Source organism: Blastococcus aurantiacus (assembly GCF_900102425.1).
GTDB classification, from domain to species: Bacteria; Actinomycetota; Actinomycetes; order Mycobacteriales; family Geodermatophilaceae; genus Blastococcus; species Blastococcus aurantiacus.
This window is the reverse complement of sequence record NZ_FNBT01000004.1, coordinates 396,510-415,157: the sequence shown is the minus strand read 5'-3', so window position 1 is coordinate 415,157 and position 18,648 is coordinate 396,510. Positions and strand designations below refer to the sequence as shown.

General features: G+C 75.4%; 15 protein-coding genes. All 15 read right to left on the bottom strand.

The annotated features are described in order from the left end of the window. Positions 1-53: 53 nt before the first annotated feature. The 15 genes from BLS70_RS21500 to rsmH all read right to left on the bottom strand — a co-directional run bounded on the left by BLS70_RS21500 (position 54) and on the right by rsmH (position 18,222). Positions 54-746 carry a cell division protein SepF gene (locus BLS70_RS21500; protein WP_091767089.1) on the bottom strand — a complete coding sequence of 231 codons (693 nt, stop codon included), beginning with the start codon at positions 744-746 and terminating at the stop codon, positions 54-56. Between the two features lie 57 nt (positions 747-803). Further along, complete coding sequence (locus BLS70_RS10780) at positions 804-1,550, bottom strand: YggS family pyridoxal phosphate-dependent enzyme (protein ID WP_091767086.1); 747 nt, start codon at positions 1,548-1,550, stop codon at positions 804-806. Between the two features lie 73 nt (positions 1,551-1,623). Then, on the bottom strand, positions 1,624-2,355 hold the full coding sequence (pgeF, locus tag BLS70_RS10775) for a peptidoglycan editing factor PgeF (protein ID WP_091767083.1): 732 nt from the start codon (positions 2,353-2,355) through the stop codon (positions 1,624-1,626). A 93-nt stretch (positions 2,356-2,448) separates the two neighbouring features. Further along, positions 2,449-3,732, bottom strand: a complete 1,284-nt coding sequence (ftsZ, locus tag BLS70_RS10770; protein WP_091767080.1) for a cell division protein FtsZ — start codon at positions 3,730-3,732, stop codon at positions 2,449-2,451. Between the two features lie 434 nt (positions 3,733-4,166). Then, complete coding sequence (locus BLS70_RS10765) at positions 4,167-4,958, bottom strand: cell division protein FtsQ/DivIB (protein ID WP_176946357.1); 792 nt, start codon at positions 4,956-4,958, stop codon at positions 4,167-4,169. Then, positions 4,955-6,436: a UDP-N-acetylmuramate--L-alanine ligase gene (gene murC, locus BLS70_RS10760; RefSeq protein WP_091767078.1), complete on the bottom strand. Its 1,482-nt coding sequence runs from the start codon at positions 6,434-6,436 to the stop codon at positions 4,955-4,957. Before murC ends, BLS70_RS10765 begins: the two co-directional genes overlap by 4 nt. Next, a complete protein-coding gene (gene murG, locus BLS70_RS10755) occupies positions 6,433-7,569 on the bottom strand; it encodes an undecaprenyldiphospho-muramoylpentapeptide beta-N-acetylglucosaminyltransferase (protein WP_255362384.1) in 1,137 nt (378 codons plus the stop codon). The genes murC and murG overlap by 4 nt, the downstream gene beginning before the upstream one ends. Further along, the gene (gene ftsW, locus BLS70_RS21495; RefSeq protein ID WP_304457104.1) at positions 7,566-9,260 is read right to left on the bottom strand and encodes a putative lipid II flippase FtsW; all 1,695 of its coding nucleotides are present in this window, start codon (positions 9,258-9,260) and stop codon (positions 7,566-7,568) included. The genes murG and ftsW overlap by 4 nt, the downstream gene beginning before the upstream one ends. 7 nt (positions 9,261-9,267) lie before the next feature. After that, complete coding sequence (gene murD, locus BLS70_RS10745) at positions 9,268-10,689, bottom strand: UDP-N-acetylmuramoyl-L-alanine--D-glutamate ligase (protein ID WP_091767075.1); 1,422 nt, start codon at positions 10,687-10,689, stop codon at positions 9,268-9,270. Next, entirely contained in the window at positions 10,686-11,762 is a 1,077-nt protein-coding gene (gene mraY, locus BLS70_RS10740) for a phospho-N-acetylmuramoyl-pentapeptide-transferase (RefSeq protein ID WP_091767073.1), read from the bottom strand. Before mraY ends, murD begins: the two co-directional genes overlap by 4 nt. Continuing rightward, positions 11,759-13,156 (bottom strand): UDP-N-acetylmuramoyl-tripeptide--D-alanyl-D-alanine ligase, encoded by a 1,398-nt coding sequence (locus BLS70_RS10735; protein WP_091767070.1) that lies wholly within the window; start codon positions 13,154-13,156, stop codon positions 11,759-11,761. The genes mraY and BLS70_RS10735 overlap by 4 nt, the downstream gene beginning before the upstream one ends. Further along, positions 13,153-14,721, bottom strand: a complete 1,569-nt coding sequence (locus BLS70_RS10730; protein ID WP_091767068.1) for a UDP-N-acetylmuramoyl-L-alanyl-D-glutamate--2,6-diaminopimelate ligase — start codon at positions 14,719-14,721, stop codon at positions 13,153-13,155. Before BLS70_RS10730 ends, BLS70_RS10735 begins: the two co-directional genes overlap by 4 nt. 125 nt (positions 14,722-14,846) lie before the next feature. Continuing rightward, positions 14,847-16,694, bottom strand: coding sequence for a peptidoglycan D,D-transpeptidase FtsI family protein (locus BLS70_RS10725; RefSeq protein WP_091767065.1), 1,848 nt, complete (start codon positions 16,692-16,694; stop codon positions 14,847-14,849). Between the two features lie 2 nt (positions 16,695-16,696). Continuing rightward, positions 16,697-17,230 carry a cell division protein FtsL gene (ftsL, locus tag BLS70_RS10720; protein ID WP_143030390.1) on the bottom strand — a complete coding sequence of 178 codons (534 nt, stop codon included), beginning with the start codon at positions 17,228-17,230 and terminating at the stop codon, positions 16,697-16,699. Then, positions 17,227-18,222, bottom strand: coding sequence for a 16S rRNA (cytosine(1402)-N(4))-methyltransferase RsmH (gene rsmH, locus BLS70_RS10715; RefSeq protein ID WP_091767346.1), 996 nt, complete (start codon positions 18,220-18,222; stop codon positions 17,227-17,229). Before rsmH ends, ftsL begins: the two co-directional genes overlap by 4 nt. Between the last annotated feature and the right edge of the window lie 426 nt (positions 18,223-18,648).

Below are 18,648 nucleotides of genomic sequence, written 5' to 3'. Positions count from 1 at the left end.
GGGCACCTGACGTGCCGCCGTCATCGTGAGCGCGGGCCGGGGCCCGAGCGGCCTCAGGACTGGTTGAAGAACCCGCCCTCGCGGATCCGCGCCTTGTCCTCGGCCGTCACGTCGACGTTCTGCGGACTGAGCAGGAACACCTTCGCCGTGACGCGCTCGATACTACCGCGCAGCCCGAACGACAGCCCCGCAGCGAAGTCGACGAGCCGCTTGGCGTCGGCGTCGTCCATCTCCGTCAGGTTCATGATGACCGGCATCCCGTCGCGGAACCGCTCCCCGATCACGCGCGCCTCGTTGTAGGTGCGCGGGTGCAGGGTGGTGATCCGGTAGGGCTGCGGTGCGGGCACGGGTGCCGGGGCCGGCTCGGGCACGATGGCGGCGACCGGCTCGCGGACCGCCAGGCCGGCGGCACCGACCGGGCCGCTGCTCATGGCGCTGATCCGGGACGCCCCGCCACCGGTGCCCCCCGACGGCGCCAGGCCGAGCGGGCGGGCCGGCGCGACACGGCGCACGCTCAACGGCTCCGGTGCCCGCGTCGGCGCGGGCTCGGGGAGCTCCTCGTCGGCGTACCCGGCCGGGTAGTCGCCCCCGGCGTAGTCGTCGTAGTGGTCGTCCTCGTACCGCCCGTACCGGCGGTCGGGATCGGGATGGTCGGACTGGCGGACGTCGTACCGGCCGTACCCGCGGGCGTCGTCGTCCTCGACGAGCCCCAGGTAGATCCCCATCCTCCGCATGGCTCCAGCCATCGGACCTCCCCCTCTACTGACGTGCTCAGCGTGCACGTTCGACGAGCGTCGACGTAATCACCCCGGGGCTCCGGAGGCCCGTGTGACTGGTGTGACTGGTGTGTCTGAGGGCGAGGTTAGGGGCCGGCTGCCGAACAACGCGGTTCCGACACGCACGATCGTCGCGCCGGCTGCGACGGCTTCCTCGAGGTCACCGCTCATGCCGGCGGAGAGCTCTCCTGCCTCCGGGTGGTCGGCGCGAACCCGGGCCGCGAGGGCGGCCAGCCGGGCGAACGCCGGGCCGGGCTCCTCCTCCCGGGGCGCGACCGCCATGAGCCCGCGCAGCCGGACACCGGAGAGCTCCGCGGCGGCGTCGGCGAGGGCGGGCACGTCCCCGGGGTCCGCTCCCCCGCGGGCCCCCAGCTCGCCCTCCGGCCCGCCGAGGTCCACCTGGAGCAGGACGTCGACCGGCTGCTGCGCGGCCTCACCGGCCCGGCTGAGGGCCTGCGCGAGCGACGTGCGGTCGACCGAGTGGACCACGGCACCCAGCCGGGCGACCGCGGCGGCCTTGTTGCGCTGGAGCTGGCCGATGAAGTGCCAGCGGACCGGCAGGTCGGCGAGCTCGGCCGCCTTGCCGATCAGCTCCTGCGCGCGGTTCTCGCCGAAGTCAACCTGCCCCAGCGCGGCCAGGGCGCGGACGTCGGCTGCCGGCCAGGTCTTGCTGACGGCGAGCAGCGCGACCGTCGCCGGGTCCCGTCCGGCCGCCCGGGCGGCAGCGTCGATCCGCGCCCGTACCGCGCGCAGGCTCTCCTCGGAGGCGACCATCAGTACATCCTTCCCGGCCCAGTCCCGAGGCTCGCCCCGAGCCTGCGAGGGGCAAGGAGGACAGGGTCCTTCTTCAGCCCAGCCACACCAGGCCGGCCTGGCGCCCGGTGACGCCGTCGCGGCGGTGGGAGAACAGCTGCGGGTCCTCGACGGTGCAGCGCGGGTCGTGCACGACCTCGGTCACGCCCGCGCGGCCCAGGATGTCGGCCAGCCCGGCGCGCAGGTCCAGACCGGCAGTACCGCGGCGGGTGGGGACGGCGGCGGCCGGCGCGACGGCGGCCACCTCGGCCTGCATCGCCTGCGGCACCTCGTAGCAGGCACCGCACACGGCCGGGCCCAGCAGCGCGGTCACGTGGCGGGCGCGGGCCCCGAGGCTCGCCATGGCCGACAGCGTGGCCGGCAGCACCCCGCGGCGCAGCCCCTCGCGCCCGGCGTGCACGGCGGCGACCACCCCGGCGACCGGATCGGTGAGCAGCACGGGGACGCAGTCGGCGGCCAGCACGCCGAGGACCAGCCCCGGCGTGGCGGTGACGAGGGCGTCGGTCCCGGCCAACGGCCCGTCCTGCGGGCCCTCGACCACGGCGACCTCGGAGCCGTGCACCTGGTTCATCCAGACCAGGCGGTCCTCGCCGACACCGAGCTCGCGGGCCACGCGGGACCGGTTGGCGGCGACGTCGCCCGGATCGTCCCCGACGTGGTCACCGAGGTTGAAGGAGTCGTAGGGCGCACGAGAACGGCCGCCCCGTCGGTCGGTGACGACCCTCCGGGGTCGTACCGACGACGGGGCGGCCGGTGTCGTATCCATGTGACGCGAGCTTAGGGCCTCGGTCCTGGATGGAAGGCCCCCGTCCAGAGGCTCGTCCCGAGCGTGCGAGGGATGAGGAGGACGGGGGTCCTCTTACTGCTTGAGGAACTCGGGGATGTCCAACTCTTCCTCGAAGTCCTCGTTGGACAGCGGCCGGCGGCCGTTGATCGCACCCGGGATGGGCGGAAGCGGCGGCACCGTGATGCCACCGCCCTGGGGCGCCGGTGCCGGGGCCGGCCGGGCAGCGGGGGCCGCCTGCGCCTGGGGTGCCGGGGCGAGACGCTCGCCGGAGCCCTGCGGCGCCGGGGCGGCCACCGGGTTCATCGGTGCCATCGCCGGACGGCGGTGCGGCGAGAGCCCGCTGGGCACCGAACCGTTCGACTGGCTCCCGGGCACGGAGGCGGCCGCGCCGTCCTTGCGGACGTTGGGCTTGCCGCTGTCGAACCCGGCAGCGATGACCGTCACCCGCACCTCGTCACCCAGGGCGTCGTCGATGACGGCGCCGAAGATGATGTTGGCGTCCGGGTGCGCCGCGTCGGAGACCAGCGAGGCGGCCTCGTTGATCTCGAACAGCCCCAGGTCAGACCCGCCGGAGATCGACAGCAGTACGCCGTGGGCGCCCTCCATCGAGGCCTCCAGCAGCGGGCTGGCGATCGCCTGCTCCGCGGCCAGCAGCGCGCGGTTGTCGCCGCGGGCGCTGCCGATGCCCATCAGCGCCGAGCCCGCCCCGGACATGACCGACTTGACGTCGGCGAAGTCCAGGTTGATCAGGCCGGGCGTGGTGATCAGGTCGGTGATGCCCTGGACACCGGACAGCAGCACCTGGTCGGCGGTGCGGAAGGCGTCCATCACGCTGACGTTCCGGTCGCCCAACTGCAGCAGCCGGTCGTTCGGGATCACGATGAGCGTGTCGCACTCGTTGCGCAGCTCCTCGATGCCCGACTCGGCCTGCACCGCGCGCCGCTTGCCCTCGAAGGCGAACGGGCGGGTGACGACGCCGATGGTCAGGGCGCCTAGCTTGCGCGCGATGGAGGCGACCACCGGCGCGCCACCGGTACCGGTGCCGCCGCCCTCGCCCGCCGTCACGAAGACCATGTCGGCCCCCTTGAGGACCTCCTCGATCTCCTCGCGGTGGTCCTCGGCGGCCTGGCGGCCCACGTCGGGCTGGGCGCCGGCGCCCAGCCCCCGGGTGAGCTCGCGGCCGACGTCGAGCTTGACGTCGGCGTCGCTCATCAGGAGGGCCTGGGCGTCGGTGTTGATCGCGATGAACTCGACCCCCTTGAGGCCGACTTCGATCATGCGATTGACCGCGTTCACCCCGCCGCCGCCGATGCCGACGACCTTGATGACCGCTAGATAGTTGTGCGGAGGTGTCATGCGGCGCTCCCCAACTGGACCCTCATCCTCAAGTTCAGCCTTACAGTTATGTCAACTCGGTCGACGTGGTTGAAGTTAGGTGCGGGTCGAGAGGCGCTACAAGCACCCCGTCCGGCTCGGCGTGTCGGTAGGGCGGAACACGACCGAACACTCGCGACTCATCGATCACAACTGCACCACTGATCGTGACGACCCGCGCTGATTTCGTCTCACGTCGGGGTGCAGACTCCCGCCGTCCCCAGAAATCACACGCACGACATTTGTTTCTGCCGTCGGGCGTGTCGCCGCCGTCGGCGTGTCGGTCGGGCGGGCCCGTTCGAGCCGTGCGGAGGCGGCCAGCGACGGACAGCGACGGCCCCTCGCACGGTGGCGGGCCGACCCCGTCCCGAGGCTCGCCCCCAGCGCGTGAGGGGTGAGGAGGAGGGGGTCCTTCTTCAGCGGACGACGACGGCCGAGGGGACGCTGATGTCGAGCTCGCCCGCCGGCTCGAGGCTCTCCGCGGCCAGTTCGTCGAGCAGCGCGGCGAGGATCTCAGCCTTCTTGCCCGACTCGTCCGCGCCGCCCCAGCGCACCACGGTCCCGTCCTTCAGCGTCAGCGCGACCGACTCGGCGTTCTCGGCAGCCGCCTCGGCCACCTGCTCGCGCACGGGATCCGGTAACGCGGCGATGGCGCCGAGCGCGGCCCGGGTCGCCTCGTCCTCGGGCCCGGGGTCGCGCACCGAGAGGGGCACGACACCTGCCGGCGGCTCGCCGGTGACCGTGTCGAAGACGACGCCCCGCTCGTCGAGCAGGGACCGCCGCCCGGCCTCGCCGACGACGGCCAGCGGTGTCCGCTCGACCAGCGTGATGACCACCCTGCTGGGCCACCCACGGGTGACCGTCACCGACTCCACCTGCGGCAGCTCGGCCACCGCGTCGCGCGCGGCGTCGACGTCGACCCGCAGCAGGGACCGGCCGTCCTCGATGCCCGCGGCCTCGCGGACCAGCGCGGCGGGCAGCGTGGTGGCGCCGTCGACCTGGACCGACCGGACGGCGAGCAGCGGACCGGACCAGAGCGCCCACCCGAGCAGGGCGAGCACCACGAGGCCGACGCCGAGCAGCACGGCGCCCCGGCGGCGCGGGTGGTGGCGCCGGTTGCGCAGCGGGGTGACCGGCGCGCTCGCGCGCCGGCCGGAGGTCCGCCGGGACGACCCGCGGTCGCGGGTGGTCGTCCCCGTGCGGCTCACCGCTCCGCGCCCGTCGCGTCGCCCGCCTTCCCTTCCCCGTCCCACCCGTCCCGCCCGGCCGCGCGGGCCGTGAGCGCCTCGAGCACCTCCGGGCCGACCATCGAGACGTCCCCGGCACCCATCGTCATGACCAGGTCACCGGCACGCGCCCGGGCGGCCAGCGCCGGGGCGGCCGCAGACCACGACGGCTCGAAGACCACCTGCCCGGGCGGCAGCGGGACCGCGTCGGCCACCATCGCGCCGGTCACGCCGGGCACCGGGTCCTCGCGGGCGCCGTAGATCTCCATCACCACGACGTCGTCGGCCAGGCCGAGGGCCTCGCCGAAGCCGGCGGCGAACTCCCGGGTCCGGCTGTACAGGTGCGGCTGGAAGGCCACGACCAGCCGCCCGTCCCCCGCCACCGCGCGGGCGGCGCGCAGCTGGGCGCGCACCTCGGTCGGGTGGTGGGCGTAGTCGTCGTACACCCGGACGCCGTCGACGACGCCCTTGAGCTCGAACCGCCGGTGCACCCCGCCGAAGCGACCCAGGCCGTCGATCAGCCCGTCGGCCGGCAGCCCCAGCTCCAGGCCGGCGAGCAGCGCGGCCGCGCTGTTGAGGGCCATGTGCTCCCCGGGCACGAGGATCCGCACCCGGCCCAGCTCCGTGCCGTCGAGGACGGCGGTGTAGCTGGTGGCGTCGCCCTCGACCCGCAGGTCCTCCAGGCGCAGGTCGGCGTCGGCCGCCCGCCCGTAGGTCCGCAGCCGGGCCGGGGACGGCACGCCGCGCAGCCGGGCGGAGCCGGTGTCGTCGGCGCAGACCACCACGAACCCGTCCGGGGAGACCGTCTGCAGGAAGCGGTCGAAAGCCGCCTCGACCGCGGCGAGGTCGCCGTAGTTGTCCAGGTGGTCGGCCTCGACGTTGGTGACGATCCCGCCGAAGGGCGCCAGCAGGAGGAAGGAGCGGTCGCTCTCGTCGGCCTCGGCGACGAAGATGTCGCCCCCTCCCGAGTGGGCGTTGCTGCCCGACTCGTTGAGGTCGCCGCCGATGGCGAAGGACGGGTCGACCCCGCACGCCTGGACGGCGACGGTGAGCATCGAGGTGGTCGAGGTCTTGCCGTGCGTGCCGGCCACGGCGACGCTGCGGCTCCCGGCCATGACGGAGGCGAGCGCGACCGCCCGCGGCAGCACTCGCAGGCCCCGGGCCCGCGCCGCAGACAGCTCGGGGTTGTCGTCGCGGATCGCGGTGGAGACGACGACGGTGTCGGCGTGGCCGAGGTGCTCCTCGGCGTGCCCGAGCTCGACCCGCGCTCCCAGGGCGCGCAGCGCCAGCAGCGTCGGGGTGTCGCGTCGGTCGCTGCCCGAGACGGGGACCCCGCGCGCCAGCAGGATGCGCGCGATCCCGCTCATGCCGGCGCCGCCGATGCCGACGAAGTGCACCGCCCCCAGCTCCTCAGGCGAGGGCACCGGCCCCGACCAGGCGGCGACGTCTGCAGCGCTCATCGTTCGACTCCGGTCCCCGTGGCCACGTCGAGGACCATGTCAGCCAGCCGTTCGTCGGCGTCGGGCGCCCCCGCCGCGGCGGCGTGCCGGGCGTACCCGGCCAGCGCCTCGGGGTCGGTGAGCAGCGGCACGACGTGCTCGGCGATCCACCCGGGCGTGAGGTCCGCGTCCTCGACCAGCAGCCCTCCCCCGGCCTCGACCACCGGCAGGGCGTTGCGCCGCTGCTCGCCGTTGCCGATGGGCAGCGGCACGAAGACTCCCGGCAACCCCACGGCGGAGAGCTCCGCCACGGTCACCGCCCCGGACCGGCACAGGGCCAGGTCGGCGGCGGCGTAGGCGAGGTCCATGCGCTCCAGGTAGTCGACCACCACGTACGGCGCCGAGCCGGTGCGCGGCGGCACCTCGACGTCGGTGTTCTTCGGCCCGCGCGCGTGCAGCACCTGGATGCCGGCCTCCGACAGCGCTCCGGCGGCACCCACCGCCGCCCGGTTGAGCGTGGCGGCACCCTGCGAGCCGCCGAAGACCAGCAGCGTGGGCCGGTCGGCCTCCAGGCCGAACGCGGTGCGCGCCTCGGCCCGCATCGCCGCCCGGTCCAGCGAGCCGATCGCCACGCGCAGTGGCATGCCCACGTGGACGCCGGCGTGCAGGGGTGTGCCCGGCGTGGTGACCGCCACCCGGGCGGCGAGCCGGGCTCCGATGCGGTTGGCCAGCCCCGGCAGCGCGTTCTGCTCGTGCACCACGATCGGGACGCCGGCCCGCCGCGCCGCCAGGTAGGCCGGCAGGGCGACGTAGCCGCCGAAGCCGACGACGACGTCGGCCTCGAGTTCATCGAGCAGGGCCCGGGTCTGCGCGACCGCCCGCCGCACCCGGCCGGGCACGCGGAGCAGGTCCACGGTCGGCTTCCGCGGTAAAGGCACCGGCGGAATCAGTCGCAGGTCGTAGCCGCGGGCCGGCACCAGCCGGGTCTCCATGCCCCGCTCGGTGCCGAGGCAGGTGATCCGCAGGTCGGCGCCGGGACGGCGGCGCAGCGCGTCGGCGAGGGCCAGCATCGGCTCGATGTGGCCGCCGGTACCGCCACCGGCGAGCACGATCGACAACGGGTGGGACGGCGGTGCGCTCGCGAGCTCGCTCACGTCGCTCCCCCGGGACGGCGGCCCGGTGGGACCCGGGGCGCCGGACGGTCACCGCCAGGTGGCACGCGCGGGCCGCGCTCGGCCGGCCGGTCCGCCCGTGCCGGTCGCTGCGGACGGGCGGGGCGCTCGGTCGCCGGCGGCCGCTCGGCCCGCACGGGCCGGGCCGCCGGGTCCGGGCGCGCGGCGCGCACCGGGCGGTCGGCGCGCACCGGGCGGTCGGCCCGGGTCGGGCGCTCGGCACGGGCCGGGCGGTCGGTGGGGACGGCGCGGAGGCCGGGGGCCGGGCGCTCGGCCCGGGCAGGCCCGGGCGCTGCGGTCCGTCGGGGAGCTCCGCTGCGGGCGTGGACGAGGGTCCGCCCGCCGCCCATCGCGGGACGGCGTGCGTCGCGCTCCTCGGGACGGCGGCGCGGCCGGACCGGCTCGACCGCCGCCGCGGGGGCCGGCAGCAGCAGCCGGGCGATGCGCCCGCGGTCCCGGGAGCGCAGCGACTCCACGGCGGCGGGCTCCGTGCAGGCGAAGCGGGCCAGCAGGCCGACGACGGCGAGGGTGAGGATCAGCGACGTGCCGCCCGCGGAGATCAGCGGGAGCGTCACGCCGGTCACCGGGAGCAGACCGACCACGTAGCCCATGTTCATGGTGGCCTGCCCGACGAGCCACACGGTGATGGCGACGCAGGCCAGCTGCACGAACCGATCGGCGGCACGGCGGGCGATGCGGAAGCCGGCGTAGGCCAGCACGCCGTACAGCGTGACGACGACCAGGCAGCCCAGGAAGCCCAGCTCCTCGCCGATGATCGCGAAGATGTAGTCCGACTCCGCCTCCGGGAGGATGTTCCACTTCATCGCGCTGTTGCCCAGGCCCACGCCCCACAGGCCCCCGCTGGCCAGCGCGTACATGCCGCGGATGGCCTGGAAGCCGCTGTCGGTCGGGTCGGCGAACGGGTCGAGGAACGACGTGAGGCGGTCGCGCCGCTCGGCCGAGACGGTGACCACGACGGCCAGCAGCGCGGCTCCGGCGGCGAACGCCGCACCGAACCAGCGCAGCGGCATCCCACCGGCCCACAGCAGCCCGGCCAGGACCAGGCCGAGGCTCACGACCCCGCCGAAGTCCGGCTCGGCGATGATCAGCAGCGACAGGACGCCGAACACCGGCAGCACCGGCACGAGCAGCGACGTCGTCGTGAGGTAGCGCTCCCGCAGGGCCAGGACGTGGGCGCCCCACAGCGCGAACACGATCTTCGCCAGCTCCGAGGGCTGGAAGAGCGTGAAGCCCAGGTCGATCCACTGCCGGGCGCCGTTGAGCCGCACGCCGATGCCGGGCACCAGGACCAGGAGCAGCAGGACGGCGACGACCACCAGCCCGATCGGCGACCACCGCCGGATCAGCCCGATGGGCAGCCGCATCGCGACCAGCATCGCGCCCAGCCCCAGCGCGGCCCAGACGAGCTGCTGGACGCCCGGCGCCCACGCGGACTGGTCGGCCAGCGCCGCCTCGATCGACGAGGCGGAGAAGACCATCACCAGGCCGATGAGCAGCAGCAGGCCGGCCGCACCCAGCACCAGGTGGCAGCTGGTCATGGGGCCGTCGAGCCAGGCGGGGCCCGACCAGCGCGCGGACGGCGACGACGGCCCGGTGGGCCGTTCCTCGCGCGGGCCGCGGACGGGACGAGGGCGGGCCTGCGTCGTCGTCATGGCCGCCTCAGCCCAGCGCCCGCACCGCGGCGGCGAAGGCGGTGCCGCGGTGGGCGTAGTCGCGGTACACGTCCATCGACGCGGCCGCGGGGGCCAGAAGGACCGTGTCCCCGGGGCGCGCGAGCCCGCGCGCGGCCGCGACCACGCGGGCCGTCGTCGCCTCGGCCGTCACACCCGTCCCATCCATCCCGTCATCGTCGCCGCTGGGCACCGTCACGACGGGGACCGTCGGGGCGTGTCGCGCCACTGCCGCGGCGATCCGGTCTCGATCGCGACCCAGCAGCACCACTCCGGCCAGCCTCGGTGCCACGGCCGCGACCAGCGGGTCGACGTCGGCGCCCTTGAGCAGGCCACCGGCGATCCACACCACGCGCGGGTAGGACGCCAGGGAGGCACCGGCCGCGTGCGGGTTGGTCGCCTTGCTGTCGTCGACCCAGTCCACGCCGTCGACGGTGGCCACGAGCACGTTGCGGTGGGCGCCGCCGCGGAAGCCGACCAGCCCCCGGGCCACCGACGCCGCGGGCACGCCGGCCGCCCGCGCCAGGGCGGCGGCGGCCAGGGCGTTGACGGTGTTGTGCGGGCCGGGCACCTGCAGCAGCCCCGCCTCGAGCAGGACCTCCCCGGCCGGGTCGGCGGAGAACGCCCGGTCGACCAGGGCGCCGGACCGCACGCCCAGCTGGCCGGGCACCGGCTCGCCGAGGGTGACCGTCACCGGACGGGCGTGGGCGGCGACGAGCGAGGACGCCACGGGGTCGCCCGCGTCGGCGACGGCGACCGGGGCGCGCTCGAGGATGCGCGCCTTGGCGTCCCGGTAGGCGGCGAAGGAGCCGTGCCAGTCGGTGTGGTCGTCGGCCACGTTGAGCACCGCCGCGGCCGCGGGCGCCAGGGTGGAGGACCAGTGCAGCTGGAAGCTCGACAGCTCGACGGCGATCGTGTCGAAGGTGGGCGTGCCGTCGGGGTCGCGCGCGGTGACCACCTCGACCAGCGGCCGCCCGACGTTGCCCGCGGCCACCGCGCGCCGCCCGTCGGCCTGCAGGATCGCCTCGAGCATCGTGACCGTCGTCGTCTTGCCGTTGGTGCCGGTGACCGCCAGCCAGGGCGCCGGGACGCCGTCGGGCCCGGTGATGCGCAGCCGCCACGCCAGCTCCGGCTCCCCCACCACCTCGATACCCCGGCGCGCGGCGTCGGCCAGCAGCGGGGAGTCCGGGCGCCAGCCCGGGGAGGTGACGACCAGCGTGGTGCCCTCGGGCACGACCGACAGCTCCCCGAGCCACGTCGCCCCCGCGGCGGTGAGCTCGGCGACCACGGGGCGCTCGGCGGCGTCGGTGAGCAGCACGCTGCTGCCCAGGTCGAGCAGGACCCGGGCCGCGGCGACGCCGGAGACCCCCAGCCCCGCGACGAGGACCCGTGCCGTCCCGAGGCCGGTCACAGGCCCGCGAAGGAGAGCCAGTCGGCGTAGAACAGCCCCAGCCCGAAGGCCACGGCCATGCCCGTCACCAGCCAGAAGCGGACGATCACGGTGTTCTCGGTCCAGCCGGCCAGCTCGAAGTGGTGGTGCAGCGGGGCCATCCGGAACACCCGCCGCCGCGTGGCCCGGAAGAACGCCACCTGGATGACGACCGAGAGCGTGACGGCCACGAACAGGCCCCCGAGCACGACCAGCAGCAGCTCGGTGCGGGTGACGATGGCCAGGCCGGAGACGAGCCCGCCGAGGGCGAGCGAGCCGGTGTCGCCCATGAAGATCCGCGCCGGGCTGGTGTTCCACCACAGGAAGCCCAGGCAGGCGCCCATGCCGGCCGCGGCGACCAGCGTGATGTCCAGCGGGTCGCGCACCTGGTAGCAGCCGTCGATGAGCTCGGTGGCGCAGTCGTGGGTGAACTGCCAGAACGAGATGACGATGTAGGACGCCAGCACCATGGCCGAGCTGCCGGCGGCGAGCCCGTCGAGCCCGTCGGTGAGGTTGACGGCGTTGGAGAACCCGGCGATGAACAGGTAGGCCAGGATCACGAACCCGATCGACCCGAGGGCCAGCGGCTCGATGTCACGCACGTAGGAGACGACGGTGGACGCCGGCGTGAGCCCGTTGCTCGGGAAGTTGATCGCCAGGACGGCGAAGGTCACGCCCACCAGCAGCTGCCCGACGAGCTTGGCCGTCTTGTTCAGGCCCAGGCTGCGGCGGTGGCGGATCTTCAGGTAGTCGTCCAGGAAACCGACGGTGCCCATGCCGACCATGAGGAACAGCAGGAGCAGTCCTGTGGCGCTGAAGCCCCAGCCCTCGTTGCCGATGAACGCCAGGTGCGCCACGAGGTAACCGACGACGGTGGCCCCGACGATCACCGTGCCGCCCATCGTGGGCGTGCCCTTCTTGGACAGGTGGCTCTCGGGTCCGTCGTCGCGGATCTCCTGGCCCATGCCCTGCCGCCGGAAGAGGCGGATGGCCAGCGGGGTGATCAGGATCGACAGGATCAGGCCGACGCCTGCGGCGATGAGGACGCTCCTCATCCCTGCGTCCCCCCGTCGAGCAGGTCGGCGGCGAGCAGCTCCAGGGCGTAGGCCCGGCTGGCCTTCACGAGGACGACGTCCCCGGGGCGCAGCACCTCCGACATCAGCTGACGGGCAGCGGCCCGGTCCGGCACGAGCACCGACTCCTCTCCTCGACGACGCCCGGCTGCGGCCGCTCCGTCGGCTATGCCTACCGCATCGGGGCCGACGGCCACGACCAGGTCGATCCCGGCGGCCGCGACGTCGCGGCCCAGCCGAACGTGTTCGGCGACGGCGTCGGGTCCCAGCTCGGCCATGGCGCCCAGCACGGCGATCCGCCGGCCGGCGGGCATGCCGGCGAGCGCGGCGAGCGCGGCGCGCATGGACTCCGGGTTGGCGTTGTAGGCGTCGTTCACCACGGTGACGCCGTCGGCCCGCCGCTCGACCTCCATGCGCCAGCGGCTCAGCGCCCCGGCCGACGACAGCGCGGAGGCGACGTCCGCCGGGGCCATCCCGGCGGCGAGCGCGCCCGCCGCCGCCGACAGCGCGTTGGCGACCTGGTGCTCGCCGACGACGCGCAGCGCGACGGCGTGCTCCTCGCCGGCGGCGACCAGCGTGAACCGGGCGCGGGCGGAGTCGTCGAGCACGACGTCGGTGGCCCGCACGTCAGCGTCCGCTCTTCGGCCGGTGGTCACCACGCGGGCGCGGGTGCGCGGGGCCATGCCCAGGACGCGCGGGTCGTCGGCGTTGAGGACTGCGGTGCCGTCCCCGGGCAGCGCCTCGACCAGCTCGCCCTTGGCCTGCGCGATGACCTCCGCGCTGCCGAACTCGCCGAGGTGCGCCGAGCCCACGTTGAGCACGATGCCGATCTGCGGACGGGCGACGGCGCACAGCCGGGCGATGTGGCCGATGCCCCGGGCCCCCATCTCCAGCACGAGGTACTGCGTGTCCTCGTCCGCGGAGAGGACGGTCAGCGGGAGGCCGATGTCGTTGTTGAACGACCCGGGCGGGCTCACCGTGGGCCCTGCGGCCCCCAGCACCTGGCCCAGCAGGTCCTTCGTCGACGTCTTGCCGGAGGAGCCGGTGAGGGCCAGCGTGCGCAGGCCGGTGGCGGTGAGCCGGGCGTGCACGCCGGCGGCCAGCCGGCCCAGGGCGACGACGGGGTCGGCCACGACCACGCAGGGCAGGGCCGGGTCGGGGCGGGCCGCCAGCGCACCGACGGCTCCGGCGGCAGCCGCGGCCGTCAGGAAGTCGTGCCCGTCGACCCGCTCCCCCGCGACGGCGACGAAGAGGTCGCCCGGGGAGACGGCCCGCGAGTCGAGGGTCACCGCGCCGGTGACCGTGGCGTCCCCGCCGCCGCCGGTGAGCGTGCCACCGGTCAGCTCGGCCACCTCGGCCAGCGTCAGCCGGATCATGCGGGCTTCCTCGTCGTGGTCAGGACCTCGCGCAGGACCGCGCGGTCGTCGAAGGGGTGCACCGTGCCGGCGATGTCCTGACCGGTCTCGTGCCCCTTGCCCGCGACGAGGACGGTGTCGCCGGGACGGGCCAGCGCCACGGCCGCCTCGATCGCCGCCCGCCGGTCACCGACCTCGAGCACCTCGGCGCGACGGTCCGCCGGCACGTCCAGGACGCCCGCGAGCATCGCGGCGCGGATCGTGGCGGGGTCCTCCGAGCGCGGGTTGTCGTCGGTCACGACCAGGACGTCGCCGCCGGCCGCCGCGGCCTCGCCCATGGCGGCCCGCTTGCCGGGATCGCGGTCACCCCCGCAGCCGAGCACGGTGATCAGCCGCCCGGGAGACGTCGCCCGCAGCGCGCCGAGGGCGGTGGCGACGGCGTCGGGGGTGTGCGCGTAGTCGACGACCGCGACGAAGGGCTGGCCGGCCTCGACCGGCTCCATCCGGCCGGGGACCACCGTCGTCGCCACGCCCTCGAGCGCGGCGTCCAGCGGCACGCCCACGGCGTCGAGCAGGGCGACCGCGAGCACCGCGTTGGCGACGTTGAACCGGCCCGGCAGCCGCACGCGGGCCTCGCGGCGCACCGCGCCGGGACCGTGCAGCGTGAAGCGGGAACCCCCGTCGGGAGCGGCGGTGATGTCGGTGGCCCGCCAGTCGGCGTCGCCGCCCGCGATGGAGACGGTGGTGGGGCGGGGGCGGCCGGGCCGGTCCAGCAGCCGCCGGCCGTGCTCGTCGTCGACGTCGACCACCTCGGCGGCCGCGCGCCCGTCGAACAGCAGCGCCTTGGCCCGGAAGTACTCCTCGAGATCGCCGTGGAAGTCCAGGTGGTCGCGGCCCAGGTTGGTGAAGCCGGCGGCGGCGAAGCGGACGGCGCCCACCCGTCCCAGCACCAGGGCGTGGCTGGAGACCTCCATGACCACGGTGGTCGCGCCCGCCTCGGCCATGGCTGCGAGGAGGGCGTGCACGGCGGGCGCCTCGGGGGTGGTGCGCTCGCTGGGGATGGCGGTCACGGTGCCGTCGGTGGCGCGGGTCCGCGTCTGCACCGTGCCGATGAGGCCGGAGGCCTGCCCGGCCGCGGCCAGGCCGGCCTCGATCAGGTAGCTGGTCGTCGTCTTGCCGTTGGTCCCGGTGACGCCGATGACGCGCAGCCGCTCGCTGGGCCGGTCGTAGACGCGGTCGGCGACCTCGCCGAGGACGGCGCGGGGGTCGTCCACGACGCAGACCGGCAGCCCCGTGGCCGCGGCCTCCGCCGCGCCGGTCGGGTCGGTGAGGACGGCGACGGCGCCCCGCTCGACCGCCTCGCCGACGTACCGGACGCCGTGCGTGCGGGCGCCGGGCAGGGCGGCGTAGAGGTCTCCGGGGCACACCTCGCCCGAGGCCAGGGTGAGGCCGGTGACGAGGACGTCGGGGGTGCCCGGCACGGGTCGGCCGACGAGATCGGCGAGCTCGGACAGCGGCACGGGGCGCGGATCGCGTGGGCGGCTCCCCGAGGGCCGGGGGGCCGACCCGGCGTCGGTCGGGGTCACGGGGCTCCAATCTACCGGCGACCGCCGGTCGGCCCGCGCGACGCCACGATCATGGGCGTGGTCGACACCGGCCCCGCTGCACGGTCCCGCCACGAGCCTGCGAACGGTGGGGGGCGGTGGGGTGCTTATCCGGTGAGCCGGAAGTCGGGTCGCGCCGTGCCCGAGGGGACGACGCCGTCGGCGGTGAGCGCGTAGCGGAGGATGTCGGCGAACACGGGTGCCGCGACCTGGCCGCCCTCGGCCGAGCTGGTGGGCCGCTCCAGGTCGACGGCCACCACGTACTGCGGGTCGTCGGCCGGGGCGAAGCCCACGAAGGTGGTCACGTAGCCGCCGCCGTCGTACCGGCCGGTCTCGGGGTTGGCCCGCTGCGCGGTGCCGGTCTTGCCGGCCACTCGGAAGCCCTCGATCTCCCCCAGCGGCGCGGTGCCGCCCGGACCGACGACGGCCTCCAGCATGTAGGCCAGCGAGTCCGCGGTCTCCTCGCTGATCACCCGGGTGGACTCCGGCTCCTCCGTCGGGCGCACCTGGCCCTCCGGCGAGGTGATCGAGCGGACGATGCGGGGCTCGATGCGCACACCGCCGTTGGCGATGGCCTGGAAGACCGAGGCCATCTGCAGCGTGGTCACCGACACGCCCTGCCCGATGGCGATGTTGGCCGCCCGGATCCGGCTCCACTCGTCGGAGTCCTGCAGGATGCCGGCGCTCTCGCCGGGCAGCTCGATGCCGGTCTCGCTGCCGATCCCGAAGGCGCGCAGGTACCGCTCGAGCTTCTCGTCGCCGACCTCGCGGGCCAGCATGATCGTGCCGACGTTGCTGGACTTGGCGAGGATGCCGGTGACCGTCCAGTCGATGGGCGCGTGATCGTGGGCGTCGGTGACCACCCGGTCGCCTGCCTCGATGTGCCCGTTGACGCTGAGCACCCGGTCCGGCGTCGCGACGCCCTCCTCGACGGCGGCGGCCATGGTGACCGCCTTCATGACCGAGCCGGGCTCGAAGACGCTGGAGACGATCGGGTTGCCCAGCAGGTCGCGGTCGGTGTCGGAGTACCGGCCCGGGTCGTAGCCGGGGCAGGAGCCCATGGCGACGACCTCGCTGGTCCGCACGTCCAGCACGACCGCCGACGCCCGCGTCGTCGCCCCGTCGGTGCACGCCTGGCCCAGCCGCTGCTCGGTCACGTACTGGAGGTCCTGGTCGAGCGTCAGGGTGACGTCGCTGCCGTCGGTCGCCGGCTCGGCCTCGTCGATCCCACGCGACGGGATCGGGTTGCCGCCGCTGCCCACCTCGACGCGGCGCTTGCCCGGGGTACCGGCCAGCACGTCCTCGAAGGTCTGCTCGATGCCGGCCGCGCCCGTGCCCTCGCCGCCGACGAAACCGACGACCTGACCGCCGACCGCGCCGGCCGGGTACAGCCGCACCGGGTCGTCCACGAGGACGATGCCCGGCAGCTCCAGCTCCTCCACGGCGTCGGCGGTCTCCGGGGGCACCTGCGTCGCGAGCACGACGTAGCGGCCCTCGGCGGAGAGCTTCTCGGTGAGCTCGCGGACGGGCACGTCCAGCAGCGTGGTCAGGGCCAGGGCCGTGCGTGCCGGGTCGGCGACCACCGTGGGGTCGGCGGTCACGCGCGAGGCGTCGACGGTGTAGGCGAACGGCCGGCCGTCGCGGTCGCGCACCTCACCTCGGATCGCCTCGATGGGATAGGTCCGCAGCCGGTCCTGGGAGGCCGCGTTGGCGTACGCCGCGCCGTCGACGCCCTGGACCACGGCGAGCCGGCCGATGACGACGAGCAGCAGGGTGACCAGCAGGATCAGGCCGATCCGGTTGCGCCGGGTGCGCTGGGCGAGGGTCAGACCCGCTCCCCCGCTGCGCCGGCTGCCGGGTGGGCGCCGCGAGGTGAAGGCGCCCGGACCGGAGCGCGGAGCCGGCCGGCCCCCGCCGCGAGGACTGCTACCGGGGCCGCGGACGGTGCCCGCCACGGTCAGTTCCCTCCCGCGGGACGCTCCGCCGGTGCGGGTGCCGGCGGGGCGGGCGGCGCCTCGGCGGGCACCGGCTCCCCGCGCAGCACGGGTGCGCCCTCGGGGTCGAGGACGAGGTAGGCGGCCCCGGCCGCGGGCACCAGGCCGGCGGCGACGGCGGCCTGCGCGATCGCGGCCGGCGTGTTGCCGTCGATGACCCGCTGCTCGAGGCGCTGCACGTCCTGAGCTCGCTGGGCGTTGTCCGCGCGGAGGCGGGTGGCCTCCAGGGAGTCGACCGCGATCGCGGTGTTGAGCACGAGCAGCCCCAGTGCGGTGCCGGCCAGGAGGGCGACGACGAGCAGCACGAACGGCGCCCGGCGATTGCGCAGGGCCGTGCGGGCGCTGCGGCGGGGACGCGGCGCGGGCGGTGCGACCACACTGAGCTGCGGTCGGGGGTGGGACCGCGGCGTCGTCCGCGGCGTCGTCCGCACGGGGACGGACCGGGCGGACGGCGTCCGCGGGCTCACGGGGACGCGGGCAGTGGCTCGGCTGCTCATGCGGCCCTCCGGATGCGCTCGGCCGCGCGGACCCGGGCCGAGGCCGCGCGGGAGTTGACGGTGACCTCTGCGTCCGAGGCGGCCTCGCCGCCGCGGGTCAGGAGCCGCAGCACGGGACCGTGCTCCGGAAGGGGCACGGGCATCCCGTGGGGCGTGTGGTCGGTCGCACCCTCGGCGAGGGTCTGCTTGACGATGCGGTCCTCGAGGGAGTGGAAGGTGATGACCGCGATCCGTCCGCCGACGGCGAGCGCCTCGATCGCCGCGGGCAGCGCGCGCTCGAGGACGCCGAGCTCGTCGTTGACCTCGATGCGCAGCGCCTGGAAGGTCCGCTTGGCCGGGTGACCACCGGTGCGCCGGGTGGCGGCGGGGATCGCCTCGCGCACCAGCTCCGCGAGCCGACCGGTGGAGGTGAAGGGTTCCCGGGCCCGCTCGCGGTCGATGGCGGCGGCGATGCGCGAGGCGAAGCGCTCCTCGCCGTAGACCCGGAGCACGCGGGCCAGCTCCTTGGGCGGGTAGGTGTTCACGATCTCCGCGGCGGTGCGCCCGGTCTCCGGGTTCATCCGCATGTCCAGCGGGGCGTCGGCGGAGTAGCTGAAGCCCCGGTCGGGCCGGTCCAGCTGGAGCGAGGAGACGCCGAGGTCGAACAGCACGGCCTGCACCTCGTCGATGCCGAGGCGGTCGAGCACGTCGGGGAGCTCGTCGAAGACGGCGGGGACCAGGGTGACGCGGTCGGTGTGGCCGGCGGCCTCGATGCGGCGGGCGGCCTCGGCGCGGGCCTCGGGATCGCGGTCGAGGCCGACGAGCCGGAGGCCGGGGTGGGCGTCGAGCAGCGCCAGCGAGTGGCCGGCCAGGCCGAGGGTGGCGTCGACGAGGACGGCGCCGGGCGCCGCGCAGGCGGGGCCGAGGAGCTCGGTGACCCGCTCCAGCAGGACGGGCACGTGCACCGGGGACCCGGGCGCGTCGGGCGCGCCGGTGGATCCGGTGCTGCTCATCGTCACTGCCTCTCGGGTTCCGGTGGAGCGCCTGCGATGGTGCCGCGCCCCGAGGCGCGGTGGTGGGAGGAATCCGGGCGGGTGGGACGAAGCGGGTGGGTGGGACGGGAGCGACACCGAGGCGGAGCGGTGGGGTGGGGCGGAACGGGGTGGGTGGGGCGGAGTGGGGACAGTGGAGCGGGATGGGGAGCCGGCCCGCGGGGCGCCCGCCTGGCGTCGGGGAAGAGCGTCAGGTGGTGCCCCGCGGGGCCGGGAGGTCGCCGGGACCGGTCCGCCGGGGGGTGGCGGGCCGGTCGCACCCTGTCCGGTCCGGATCGACGAGGAGCGGGGACCCAGCAGCGGGGAAGGCGGCTGGGGCTCTTGAACCGGTCGAGCCGCGGGGAAGGCGGCTCGTTCGGGGCTCTCGGGGACCCGGGTGGGGTCGGG

Excerpts from the sequence above, each read along its gene's own strand:
- ftsZ (WP_091767080.1), bottom strand. The coding sequence starts at position 3,732 with ATGACACCTCCGCACAACTATCTAGCGGTCATCAAGGTCGTCGGCATC.
- ftsW (WP_304457104.1), bottom strand. The coding sequence starts at position 9,260 with ATGACGACGACGCAGGCCCGCCCTCGTCCCGTCCGCGGCCCGCGCGAG.
- BLS70_RS10780 (WP_091767086.1), bottom strand. The coding sequence starts at position 1,550 with ATGGTCGCCTCCGAGGAGAGCCTGCGCGCGGTACGGGCGCGGATCGAC.
- murC (WP_091767078.1), bottom strand. The coding sequence starts at position 6,436 with ATGAGCGCTGCAGACGTCGCCGCCTGGTCGGGGCCGGTGCCCTCGCCT.
- mraY (WP_091767073.1), bottom strand. The coding sequence starts at position 11,762 with ATGAGGAGCGTCCTCATCGCCGCAGGCGTCGGCCTGATCCTGTCGATC.
- pgeF (WP_091767083.1), bottom strand. The coding sequence starts at position 2,355 with ATGGATACGACACCGGCCGCCCCGTCGTCGGTACGACCCCGGAGGGTC.
- rsmH (WP_091767346.1), bottom strand. The coding sequence starts at position 18,222 with ATGAGCAGCACCGGATCCACCGGCGCGCCCGACGCGCCCGGGTCCCCG.
- BLS70_RS21500 (WP_091767089.1), bottom strand. The coding sequence starts at position 746 with ATGGCTGGAGCCATGCGGAGGATGGGGATCTACCTGGGGCTCGTCGAG.
- ftsL (WP_143030390.1), bottom strand. The coding sequence starts at position 17,230 with ATGAGCAGCCGAGCCACTGCCCGCGTCCCCGTGAGCCCGCGGACGCCG.
- BLS70_RS10735 (WP_091767070.1), bottom strand. The coding sequence starts at position 13,156 with ATGATCCGGCTGACGCTGGCCGAGGTGGCCGAGCTGACCGGTGGCACG.